The sequence below is a fragment of the Flavobacterium sp. GL_143 genome (genome assembly GCF_057834355.1).
This window is the reverse complement of the sequence record NZ_CM174401.1, coordinates 1,960,998-1,973,428: the sequence shown is the minus strand read 5'-3', so window position 1 is coordinate 1,973,428 and position 12,431 is coordinate 1,960,998. Positions and strand designations below refer to the sequence as shown.

Genomic DNA, 12,431 nt, shown 5'->3' with positions numbered 1-12,431 from the left:
GTGAAAAAGGCAACTTTATCAATCTTTTCAAAACCCGAAACATTAAAAAAACCTGTAAATCGAAAGAGAGGGCACTGAAAAACATCCCTTATTTTGATTGGGATTGTTTTTAGACAATGAAAAAACGCTTATAACAGGATTTAAAAATATCCGTTGTAAGCGTTTTTCGTTTTATATCTGTTTTTTATTTGCAGCTATATGAATCGATTTTTGATTTATAGGGGGCATTTTGTGTAGGCATACTTATTTTATAAATTTCTTACATTAATTTCAGTATTCTTTTTAAGTTGACTGTAAAAATAGCCATTGCTCCTTGCATTTGCATATTGGCAATGCCGTACGATATTGCTCTATCATAGCCATGTACGTTTTTTAACTCACTATTTTTAGCCTCTATTTTGTATCGATGTTTTGCTTTTTCTTTGAAATAATCCGTTTCTTGAAAGGCGATTTGTTCTTGGTGTAAGTCTGATTTTATCCTTACACAGTAGGTTTTTGTTTTTGCCCCTTTATAACACCCCTGTTTTAAAGAACAAGATTTGCATTTTTCGACATCGAAATAGTAGGTATATGTTTGATTTTTCCCAACATTTTTTTTGCCCTGTCTAGCTTTTCGTATAGCCATATGTCCTGCAGGACAAACCATTCTATCGGCATCTTTATTATATTGAAATTTATCTTCCTCTTTTCTTGTCCCATTTGCTACTGAAACATTTAACTTAGCTACAACTCTAATATTTTTCCCGTTTGCTCGCTTGAGATTTTCTGTTCCTGAATAAGCTCCATCACCAATAATGGTATTTACATCAATTCCGTTTTGCTGACTAATCTCTAAGAGTTTTGGTAACTCTGGACCATCTGCTTTCTCTCCTGAGGTAACTACAGCCGCTGTGATGATTCGCTCTTCGGTCATCGCTAAATGAGTCTTGTATCCAAAGAAAGAGCTATCTGCGGATTTATGACCTGTTTTAGCATCTATATCTTTTGATAAGATAAAATTTTCCTGAGTATCTTCTATAGTTTCTTTAAGCAGATTTAGCTTTTCTTTTACAGCAGGTATAGAACTCAAAGATTCTTCTTTTTCTATGCGCTGCTCCAGTTCTTTACAATAGGCTAATTCTTTTTCCAATTCATTGGTATTGTTCTTCTCGGGCATATGCTCTTTGAATTGGTCATCAAATAAATATACTGTTCTTCGTAGAAGTTTAGAGCGCTCTCTTAATACATCAATTGCTGCAAATGGATTTGATCTTGATAAAGTGTGTGTAGCATCAACTATAATAGACCTGGATCTGATGATTCCCTTTTCGACGGCTATAGATACTGTTTTACCAATGAGTAGATTTAATAAGTCCGTATCCTTCAGGCGAAGTTTACGAAATTTCGTTAAAGAACTTGGATTAATAACACTCTCCTCTGGTGTCATTTCTAAGAAATACTTAAAAGACATATCAAAACGTGAACGTTCTACTACATCAACATCCGAGACATCATAAATTGTTTTTAGAAGTAAATACTTAAACATACGCACTGGGCTTTCTGCTGTGCGACCATTAGTGATGCAATATTTATTTAGCAACTCATCGTAGATGAATGAGAAGTCTATGAGTTCGTTGATTTTTCTAAGGAGATTATCCTGAGGAACAATTAAATCATATAATGAGGAATAGGGACTAAACTGAATTTGTTGCTGTTGAATTAACATCTAAAAAGCCTTATGATTACACTCAAAAGATACAAAAAAAAGGAGCAGAAACTTTTAGCTTCTACTCCTTTTAATTAACAATTTATTCGTGAAAAGGACTTTTTCAGTGCCCTCTCGAAAGATTCACAGGTTTTTTGTTTTAAAGCACTTTACTGTTGCGGACACAGATTACAAATCCCCGCTATTGGGAGAACAAAAACATAAAGTCAATTTTTTCTTTGTTGCATTTCCTTTTATTATTTTACAGTCTTATCTTTAAGTCTTGCCTTCCATATTTCGTCCCATTCATTTTTCAAAATACTCAAAATTATTGAGTCAATTCTGTTTCCATTTTGGTCAAAACTACGGCTTCTTAATATCCCCTCTTCTGTACAACCAACGCCTTTCATCGCATTTATACTTCGCATGTTTTTACTGTTTGCTCCAAGCCCAATCCTTACAATTCCTAATTTATCAAATGCAAAGTCGAACATTAAGTATTTGCAATTTTTGTTTATTCCTGTTCCTTGATATTTTTTCCCATACCAAGTATAACCAATTTCAATAGTGTTCATTTCCAAGACAATATTGTAAAATCTCGTACTCCCAACATATTCATTGGTTCTTTTATCAAAAATAATGAATGGATATTCTTTTTCCTTTTCTCTTTGACTGATAGCATTATCGATATATTTCAATAAATTTTCTTCTCCGTTTGCACCGCCCATGTTAAACTCCCAAATTTCGGGTTCGTTAATTGAAAAGTCTAAAAGATATTTAAAATCGTCTGCTTTCAAAGGTCTCAAAAGTACCGTTTCGTCTTCTAAAATATAGTCCGCTTTGTAGTCAAATTTTATTTCGTTCATTTAAATTTTATGTTTTTTTGGTTGTCTTTAGTTATTTTTTAGCATTACCACCAACTCATTTATACCAGCCACAAAATAATTTGGCTTTTCCTGATGTAAATAATTAAGAATATTTTGAAAAACCACGAAGTTAACCATCTTAATAATTAAAATTGTGATCCAGTTTAGCTATTATTAAGTAGACCAGAATAGTACAGTTCCAAGTTAAACTATCAGCATTTTGTTTAATAATACATTATTTAATTACTACAAGTTTTTCAAATTAAAAAGAATAGATTTCTTGGAGCTGTGTTATTTACAAATCCTTAAATCCTGCGTAAAAACGGTTCGCAAACAGACTCGCAAAGACAACTACAAAACTCCATTATTTCTAATGGAGTTTGTTTTCACAGAATATACTACAATCAAATTTAAGACTAAATCATTATTTCCCTTTATAAATCTTTTCGACCTTAGTATTCATATTACCTCTTATTAAGGTCACAGAACTTAGTTTTCCGTCACTGAAATCTAATTTTAACAAGTTAGGATAATCTATAATTTTAAATAGTCCATTTTTAAGATAAACCAACTCATTATCATTTTTTCCTTTAAAATGATCCAATAGCATAGATTCAACATAAAGGCGGTTATTCTTTTCTACAATTTTAGTTTCCACTCCCTGAGCATAAAGAAAATCATCATAAGTTCCGATTAGCTTCTCTTTTAGACTTGCAGGCATTTCCTGAATTTCCTCATTAGATGTTTTTCCATTCCAATTCATCAGGGTAAGAAGCTTTCTTTGAGTTTGTCCCATCACAGGAAAACGATTCTTTTTCTCGCCATTGGTTAGAAATACAAAGCCGTTTCCATCTGTCATCGTAGCAAAAACACTACCTCCTACTCCTGTATTAGAACCATTACATATAAACCAATCATAGTTATTATAACCAAAAGACTTTTGCCATCCGTAACTCCAGCCGCCAACAGCATCTTTTAAAGCAGTCACTTCTGTTACTTTTTTTGCAACATTATGAGAAATCACTTTATTGTTTTTATTTCGCAACGCATTTTGTATCTCAATAGCTAGTTTAGCCAAATCTGTTGGTGTAGACCACATTCCTGATGCTCCAACCTGTGGAGTGATTGGCAAACCTGTTCTAATAACCTTTTCATTTTCATCATGAACGAGTGCTACATTTGCTGGGAATCCTTTTTCATCAGGCTGTATCATTGTAGTATTTTTTAGCCCAAGAGGAGAGAATATATATGTTGCAGCAAGTTCTGCAATAGGCTTATTAAAAGTATCCTCTAATGCCATCTGAACAATTACATAACCGCCACCACTATATGACCAACCTGTCCCTGGCGTAAACAAGAAATCAATTTCTTTATCATATCGCGGAATCTTTCCTAAAAGACTTTGTTTTATTGTTGGGATTGTATCACCTTCATAGTAATCTGCAAATCCACTTTGGGTAGTACCAGCCGTATGATTAAGAAATTGTCTCCAGGTTGGACTGTTATTCTCAGTAAACTTACTTTTTGGCAAATGCCAGCGTTTTAAATAACCATCTATTGGATCATCTAGCTTAATCAATCCTTTTTCTTCAAGTATAAAACAAAGAAGCGCTGTAATTGGTTTTGAAATCGAAGCGTTAGAAAAAGCGGTGTTTTTATCTATTTTCTCCTGAGAGTTTATTGATTTAACACCAAATTCATTTGTATATACAATCTCGTAGTTCTCAAAAACAACAAGACTAAATCCCGCAAGTTTATATTTTTCCAGTTGCGGATTAATATTCAAACTATCTGTCAGAAAACTATAATCTTTTTGTTTTGATAATACTTTCTTGTTTGTTTGACAGTTACTTATTTGACAATTTAAAATTGTTACTATAAGAATTAGGAAGTAAATAGTAGTTTTCATTGTATCGTGATTTTTGGTTAAAAATTTATTTCGATACAAAGATGTGGTGGAAATTAACGCTATGCGACCGAATAAAAATAGTCGGACACATTAGTTTCTAAAAACAAGTACGAATAATTAAAACTACGCGTACGAATAATTACAAAGCACTAATTTACACCGCTTTACGATAATCTGTAGGCGTAAAACCTGTATGTTTTTTAAAAGCCGTATTAAAAGAAGATTTAGAATTAAAACCTACATCATATAGAATTTCCAAAACCGTTACTTTACTTTTTGTAGCATCTTTTAAAATTCCCATAGCACTCTCTATCCGATACGTATTAACGAAATCGTAAAAATGCTGCTCTAATTTATGATTAATTAAAAGAGATAAATCTCTAACTGGAATTTTAATATCAGATGAAATATCCTGAATTGTTAAGGAGGGATTTAGAAATGGCTTTTCTACAATCATATACTCCTGCAATTTCAATAACTCTTCATCATATTCTTTTTCGCTTACTGCTAATTGTGCATTATTTTTCTCTTCTAAAACAATATCCGAAACCAGTTTTAATTTTGAATCAATACTCCTGAATAAACCAGGATTATTTAATGCTTTAAATAAGTACCAACAAACAACAAATAAGTGAAGTACAAGAAGACCACTTTTTATCCAGTCAGAGATATAGAAATAATCAGAGAACTTGAAGATGTTTTTTAAAAGAGCAACCGAATACAAAATAGTCAGTACAACTGTAAACTGAAATAGCCAATTATAGGAACTAATACTTGTACCTGCACAATTTTCGAGATATAGTTTTTTTGCTTTTCTTAAAACCATAAAAACAGCAATAATATATACAATTAACTGAACATGAATAAGAACATGATTGAACTGTATTTCAACCATACTTCTATAATTTTGAATAAAATTAATTTTAGAAGCAACATCTACTGTATAAAAGCGAGGTATCAAAATTGCATTTGCAATTACAAATGGAAGCGTATGCAATAAGTGTTTAGGCTTAAGCCTAAAATCTGAATAACAAACAGATAACACATATAGATAAAAAACAGGAATTTGCAAGAAAACAAATAAACTTCTTAACATTCCAAAATTTGAAGGTCTATCAATTATTAAGTTAAATAAAGTTTGACTGGTATCTATCGCTGATAATATTAAAAAAGTAGCAAAAAGATAATTACTTATCTTATGATTTGTCTTAACTGCAAACAAAAAAAATGCAAGAAATAATGAAATAAACAAGGAAACTATCGTTACAATAATTAATAAATCAATCTTACCCATTTATATTATTAAGGTTTAAATATATATTCTTATAATTAACACACAAAACAGCCAAACTATCCCGATCTAAATATGTCTTTACGCAATAATTTAACTTATTTTGAGCGAATATAAGAAATATTATCACTCCAATTCATCCCTTTTTTCTAAATAGAAATAGAAATATTTTCTTCGTGTTATTTCAATATTTCATTCTCTAAACCTCTAAAAAAGTGGTTCACAAACAATCACTTAAAAAATTAATAACGTTTTACGATCTTAATTTTTTATTTTAATACCCACATTTCACTCCCTCCAGTCGGAAAATAAATCTTATTATCTTCTACAATTGGTGTTGAAATTCCGTAATAAAATTGTTGAACAAAATTTATTTTCCCTGTTTTAATATTTAAAGAATATAAATTCCGATTCATAGTTCCAAAATAAATATTCCCTTTAAAGCTTATAATCTTACTTTCAACTTGATCATTTTTTAAATCTAATACCCAATTTGTTTTTCCGTTTTCAATATTCACAGAAACAACTTTGCTATCATACGTACTTAAAATTATACTTTTGCTTGCAACGCAAGGTTCATAAAACACATCGCAGTTAAAAGATTCTGACCAAATTTCGTTTCCAGTCTCATAATCCAACATCAAAATTTCCCCTTGTTTGAAATCTTTATTAAGACAAACTAAAAGTCCTTTTTCTGTTTTAATCTGGTTTAAGTTTGAATATTTTTTATATTTGTTTTCCCAAATATTTTTTCCGCTTTTGTTATCGATTGCTAAAAGTTTAGCGTCATGTTCTGACAAACCTAAATATACCCTATTTTCAAAAAATTCAGGTTCGTTTGTTTCGGTAATATTTGAATCTTTAGGCAAATACCAAACCACTTTACCATCTTTTTTATTTAGTTTACTAAATCCGTTTCCTTGAACTGAGCCATAAATATAGTTGCCATTCTCAGCCAAATCCTTTCTTAAATTCATCTCGCCATTAACTTTCCATTTTAACTTTCCTAAAGAATCAAAGCAACTTAATTCAGCGTTATAATCCGCTAAAAACAAATCTTGACCATCTATTAATGGTTTATAAAACGGATTATAGTCCGATTTAAATTTCAATTTTACTTTAGCATTTTCTAAATTTACAGCATAGAAATTCCTATGTAAATCTCCGAAATACAACATTTTATTTTTTACTACTAATGTTGTCGGAGTCCAATCAAACGGCTTGTTTCGCCATAACAATTTTACATATTTCTTATTATCGTCAACTACAGTCTCCCTATCTTTTTTACAAGCAAAAAGACAAATTAAAAAAACAAATATTACAACATTTCTTATTTTCATTCTTATTGTGTTTTTTAACAAAAACCTCATTAACTTATACATCAACAACATTAAAAAAGAATTTTATCATTTCGGCTTTTAGACCACTAAAAACCATAAACAAAACTCTACTATCAGCGAATATATGAAATATCTTTATCACAAGTATTTCAAATAACCACATACAACCTAGAAGAATTTTTACAACAATTAATTAAACCACTATGGACTAAAAGTTCATAGATTTAGTTAGCAGACTGAAAGCCTGCAAGGCTACAATACTTATTTATTAACCGCAAATTACACAAATTAGCGCTAATTAATTTGTGGAAATTTGTGCAATTTGTGGCTAAAATATTTTTTAGAAGCTAAAACAAAATGCACTAAAGCACATAGTGTTAAACTATATTAGAGACCAAATAAATTAAAATGAACAAATCAATCCATTTATTTGCCATTACTGGAGGTCCCGGATGCGGCAAAACAACAATTATCGAAGAATTAAAAAGAAAAACCTATAATTGTGTAGACGAAGTAGCTCGTGAAATAATTAAGGAACAAGTACAATCAAATGGAAATGCTTTGCCTTGGGCAGACAAAGAAAAATTTACATTATTAATGCTGGAACACTCGATTGAAACCTATATAAAAAACAAAAACAATGCTTTAATCACCTTTTTTGACCGAGGAATTCCAGACACTTTAGCGTACGCAAATTTAATTGGTTTAAAACCTCCTCCAGAACTCACAGAGGCTGTTAAAAAATACCAGTATAATCCGATTGTATTTATCCTGCCTCCTTGGGAAGAAATTTACCTAACAGATACCGAACGCAAACAATCTTTTCAAGAAGCAATTGACACCTATAAAGCAATAAAAAACACCTATAATGGTTGTGGTTACCAATTAATAGAAGTCCCAAAATTAGGAACAAAAGATAGAGTCGATTTTATCTTATCGGTTATAGAAAATAAATAGTCTTCTTTCAATCAATATCTATTTTACCAATAAAAGAACTTTATCATCATAATTAGAATTACACCAGGTATGTTTTTCTATAACTGCTTTAGGAACTTCTATATTTTTTATGTTATTATCTTCAAATCCGAATTTATTATAGAAATTGCTTAGCTTTTCAAATGGCAAACACCAAATATTTTTATCTTTCTTTTGATTCTTATCAATAAGAAATTCAATGATTTTTTCTGCGATTTTAAGTCCTCTAAACTCTTCAAAAACAAACATTCCTCCAAGTTCACAATTAGCATCATCAACATTTACAATTCTTCCCAGACCGCATTTTGTATCACCCATTTCTGCTATAGCAATGATTTCATTTTCAAAATTCGAATGCACAAAATCAATTTCAGAATATTTAGAATTTATCCAATCTATTTCATCTTTGTTTGCTAATCTAATCACAATCTTATCCATCACTTAAATTATATTATTTTTAATTTATAACATCTCAAAATCAAAGCAGTATTTTATCTGGTCAAAAATTCTTCAGTCTGTCCAAACTTATGCATACAACACTTTCGAAACATACAAAATCCCTTTAGCCAACAACCATAACAAAGCAGCCATCCCGAGAAATCCCCATGCCCATGATCCGTTTCTTCTTTTCCAACTAAAATAAAATGTTGGAATCTCCCAATATTTAATAACTATAAAAATGCATGTTCCAACTAATGATACCCAAATTATTTCGCCCGATTTAATACTAAAACCATAAAACAAAACAGACAAAAAGAAAAGAACTGTGACAAATTGCAAGTAAAAATAATTTTTATAATTATGGCTATAATTAACCTTTACAGATAAAATTAAAAACGACAGAACCAACAGCGAAGTCAATGCAGTTATAATATACGATAACGCAGCGTTTGATTGCCACAAAAACACGACATCTATAAACAAAGCCAAAACCGTACAAGTTGCAAGAGAATAAATACTTCTTTCTATATAAACATCTTTATAAGGTATTAAAACAGGATACATATATTTTTCCAGCAATCTCCAAACAGGAAAAGCATAAATTGCAGCAAGACCAGACACAACAACTTCATAATTATAAAACACATCCTCGGGTACTTTATACAATACATACAAAATAGCAACCGTAACAATAATAGCAGGAAGGCAAATTGTTTTTACCACTTCCCACCTATCTTGTTCCCAAAAGTTACTTTTTATTTTGTAGATGTACCCACGAACAAGATACTTTTTAGTAAACAATGCTGTAGATTGACTCCACAATAAAAAGAATCCAACATGAATAATAACCGTACGCAGTACCATATCTTCTACACTACATCCCAGAACAACACAAACTGCACCAATCAACAGCAATTCATACGTTAGCAAAACTTCCGAAAACAATACTTTAAACAAAGGTTCAAATTGCTTTATAAGCATTCTGATAATAGCTCCCCAATAATTACGCAACAAACCTATTACTGCACACACCGCAATAAATGCCGCTAAGTACAACATCCAATTCGTAAATGATTGTGCTTGCATCCATAATTCGATAGCAGAGTTTTTTATTGGAGTATATAAAACATGAGAATTAACAAATATTTCATGAGCCAGCTCATCTCTTATACTATCATTTATGGCAGGAAACTGACTTTTATATTTTTCCCAATACACATTGGCATCAGAACCATTTTTTTGCAAAACTGCAAATTCATATAAAATTCTTTTTTGCGATTCATCAAGTGATACAATTTGATTTGCAATATGACCAGATACAGTTTTCGCATACACAGTAACACAAAAAAATAATAGAAGTAATAATATTCTTTTCAAAACTAAAATAGATTTATCTAATCAAAAGTAGTAATAATAAAACTATCCAGAGCCAGGACAAAAAACTTTAAGAATGCAATTTCTTAGATTTTTGCATTAATTTAGTAAATCTTAAAACCTAAATTAAGGAGACACAAACCACAAATTGGTTATAACCAACATCCTAAAAACGAAAAACCCGTTTGCCTTGGCAAACGGGTTTTATAATAATATAGAATCTTAGTTATTATGCTTCGAATGGAAGTATAGAAACGTATGATTTATTATCTCTTTTCTTTTGGAACTTTACAACTCCATCTACTCTTGCGTGTAGAGTGTGATCTTTACTAATGTAAACGTTTTCACCTGGATTATGTTTTGAACCTCTTTGTCTAACGATAATGTTCCCAGCAATAGCAGCTTGACCTCCAAAAATCTTAACGCCTAAACGTTTTGATTCTGATTCTCTACCATTCTTCGAACTACCGACACCTTTCTTGTGAGCCATGACGTATGAGTTTAAATATTGTTATTATTCTTTAGTAGCTTCTTTTTTTGCTTTTGGAGCTGCTTTTTTCGCTTTAGGAGCTTCTACTTCTTCAGTAGCTACTTCTTCTGCTACAACCGCTTTTTTAGCCGCTGCTTTTTTAGTTCCTCCTGCTGCAGTAATACCTTCAATTACAATTTGAGTAAGATATTGTCTGTGACCATTTCTCTTTTTGTAACCTTTTCTTCTTTTCTTTTTGAAAACGATTACTTTGTCTCCTTTTAAGTGTTGTAACACTTTAGCTTCTACTGAAGCACCTTCTATAGCTGGGGCGCCTAAAGTTACATTCCCATTATCATCTAATAAAAGAACTTTGTCAAAAGAAACTTTTGAACCTTCTTCATTAGCTAATCTGTGAACGAAAACCTTTAAGTCTTTGCTTACTTTAAATTGTTGCCCTGCTATCTCTACGATTGCATACATACCAAATTGATTTATTGATTTTTAAGGTTGCAAATATACAATTAATAATTTACTGTGCAATTTCTTAAAGTAAAATTATTCTATGTTCTTTAATTCCTGTTTTTCAATGCCTCTTAAGTAGCTCATAATCTTAAATGTAGTAAAACACTGTTAATAGTTTATCAAAAGACATACGGCTTTCTAATTCCTAATGAAAAAAAGTTATTTTTGATGTAACTATTTTAATTAATCTTTACTTATTAATTGTAATTGAAAAAATTATTAACCTCTATGAAAAAACCATTAATTATGCTAAGCGCAGCACTTATGTTAGGTGGAGTAGCTTCGGCTCAAAAAGTAGCTTTTGAAGAATACGATTTAGATAACGGCATGCACGTTATTCTACACAATGATCCTTCTGCACCAGTTGTCATAACCTCAGTAATGTATCATGTAGGATCAAAAGATGAAACTCCGGACAGAACAGGTTTTGCACACTTTTTTGAACACCTATTATTTGAAGGAACCGAAAATATAAAACGCGGTGAATGGATGAAAATTGTAACTGCCAATGGTGGAACCAATAATGCCAACACTTCAGACGACAGAACGTATTATTATGAAGTTTTCCCTTCTAACAATCTTGAATTAGCAATATGGATGGAATCTGAAAGATTAATGCATCCTGTAATAAACAAAATTGGGGTTGATACCCAAAATGAAGTTGTTAAAGAAGAAAAAAGAACCCGTTATGACAACCAACCTTACGGAAATATTCTTCCAGAGGTAAAGAAAAACATGTTCAAAAATCATCCTTATCGCTGGACGACAATTGGATCCATGAAAGATTTAGATGCCGCAACTCTTGAAGAATTTAAAGCTTTCAACAAAAAATTCTATACTCCAAACAATGCCGTTTTAGTAATTGCTGGAGATTTTGATAAAGCCAAAACAAAAGAGTGGGTTCAGAAATATTTTGGACCAATCCCAAAAGGACAATCATTACAAAAACAAACTTACACAGAAGAGCCAATAACTCAACCTATCAAAGCAACTTACGAAGATCCTAACATCCAAATTCCGATGTTGATTGCGTCTTACAGAACCCCATCTATGAAAACCAGAGATGCAAGAGTTCTAGATTTAATATCTTCTTATTTAAGTGATGGGAAAAGTTCAAAACTATACAAGAAAATAGTTGACGACAAAAAAATGGCTTTACAAATTGGAGCAGTTGGTTTTAGCCAGGAAGATTATGGTATGTACATTTTATATGGATTACCTATGAATCCTTACACATCTGCTGATTTATTAAAAGAAATTGATGAAGAAATTATAAAACTTCAAACCAATTTAATTTCTGAGAAAGATTACGAAAAACTACAAAACAAGTTCGACAATAATTATGTTAACTCTAACTCAAGCGTAGAAGGAATTGCCGAAAATTTGGCTAGTTATTACCTACTTTATGGCGATGTAAATCTTATAAATACCGAAATCGACCTCTACCACTCTATCACTAGAGAAGAAATTAGAGATGTTGCAAAAAAATATCTGAATCCTAATCAACGTTTAATTTTAGACTACGTTCCTAGCACAAAGGCACAAAATTAAGACTCT

The 12,431-nt window shown here is 31.1% G+C and carries 11 protein-coding genes; 2 read left to right on the top strand and 9 right to left on the bottom strand.

Going from position 1 to position 12,431, the window contains the following annotated elements:
• Nucleotides 1–259 precede the first annotated feature (259 nt).
• From AC3IPI_RS08460 to AC3IPI_RS08440, 5 genes are all read right to left on the bottom strand, one after another.
• Nucleotides 260–1,705, bottom strand: coding sequence for an IS1182 family transposase (locus tag AC3IPI_RS08460; RefSeq protein ID WP_489153512.1), 1,446 nt, complete (start codon nucleotides 1,703–1,705; stop codon nucleotides 260–262).
• Between the two features lie 236 nt (nucleotides 1,706–1,941).
• Nucleotides 1,942–2,550 carry a GNAT family N-acetyltransferase gene (locus AC3IPI_RS08455; protein WP_489158396.1) on the bottom strand — a complete coding sequence of 203 codons (609 nt, stop codon included), beginning with the start codon at nucleotides 2,548–2,550 and terminating at the stop codon, nucleotides 1,942–1,944.
• A gap of 424 nt (nucleotides 2,551–2,974) precedes the next feature.
• Entirely contained in the window at nucleotides 2,975–4,459 is a 1,485-nt protein-coding gene (locus AC3IPI_RS08450; RefSeq protein WP_489158394.1) for a serine hydrolase domain-containing protein, read from the bottom strand.
• Between the two features lie 154 nt (nucleotides 4,460–4,613).
• Nucleotides 4,614–5,753 (bottom strand): helix-turn-helix domain-containing protein, encoded by a 1,140-nt coding sequence (locus AC3IPI_RS08445; protein ID WP_489158392.1) that lies wholly within the window; start codon nucleotides 5,751–5,753, stop codon nucleotides 4,614–4,616.
• 266 nt (nucleotides 5,754–6,019) lie between these two features.
• Nucleotides 6,020–7,090 carry an outer membrane protein assembly factor BamB family protein gene (locus AC3IPI_RS08440; RefSeq protein WP_489158390.1) on the bottom strand — a complete coding sequence of 357 codons (1,071 nt, stop codon included), beginning with the start codon at nucleotides 7,088–7,090 and terminating at the stop codon, nucleotides 6,020–6,022.
• A 408-nt stretch (nucleotides 7,091–7,498) separates the two neighbouring features.
• On the opposite strand from AC3IPI_RS08440, the gene AC3IPI_RS08435 reads away from it, so the two are divergent.
• Complete coding sequence (locus AC3IPI_RS08435; protein WP_489158388.1) at nucleotides 7,499–8,047, top strand: AAA family ATPase; 549 nt, start codon at nucleotides 7,499–7,501, stop codon at nucleotides 8,045–8,047.
• A gap of 18 nt (nucleotides 8,048–8,065) precedes the next feature.
• On the opposite strand, the gene AC3IPI_RS08430 is transcribed toward AC3IPI_RS08435, so the two are convergent.
• The 4 genes from AC3IPI_RS08430 to rplU all read right to left on the bottom strand — a co-directional run bounded on the left by AC3IPI_RS08430 (nucleotide 8,066) and on the right by rplU (nucleotide 10,832).
• Nucleotides 8,066–8,503 carry a GNAT family N-acetyltransferase gene (locus tag AC3IPI_RS08430; protein WP_489158386.1) on the bottom strand — a complete coding sequence of 146 codons (438 nt, stop codon included), beginning with the start codon at nucleotides 8,501–8,503 and terminating at the stop codon, nucleotides 8,066–8,068.
• 87 nt (nucleotides 8,504–8,590) lie between these two features.
• On the bottom strand, nucleotides 8,591–9,883 hold the full coding sequence (locus AC3IPI_RS08425; RefSeq protein ID WP_489158384.1) for a hypothetical protein: 1,293 nt from the start codon (nucleotides 9,881–9,883) through the stop codon (nucleotides 8,591–8,593).
• Nucleotides 9,884–10,109: 226 nt separating this feature from the next.
• Nucleotides 10,110–10,370, bottom strand: coding sequence for a 50S ribosomal protein L27 (rpmA, locus tag AC3IPI_RS08420; RefSeq protein ID WP_007805051.1), 261 nt, complete (start codon nucleotides 10,368–10,370; stop codon nucleotides 10,110–10,112).
• 24 nt (nucleotides 10,371–10,394) lie between these two features.
• The gene (gene rplU / locus AC3IPI_RS08415; RefSeq protein WP_035619759.1) at nucleotides 10,395–10,832 is read right to left on the bottom strand and encodes a 50S ribosomal protein L21; all 438 of its coding nucleotides are present in this window, start codon (nucleotides 10,830–10,832) and stop codon (nucleotides 10,395–10,397) included.
• Nucleotides 10,833–11,102: 270 nt separating this feature from the next.
• On the opposite strand from rplU, the gene AC3IPI_RS08410 reads away from it, so the two are divergent.
• Nucleotides 11,103–12,425, top strand: coding sequence for a M16 family metallopeptidase (locus AC3IPI_RS08410; protein ID WP_039112421.1), 1,323 nt, complete (start codon nucleotides 11,103–11,105; stop codon nucleotides 12,423–12,425).
• Nucleotides 12,426–12,431: the final 6 nt, after the last annotated feature.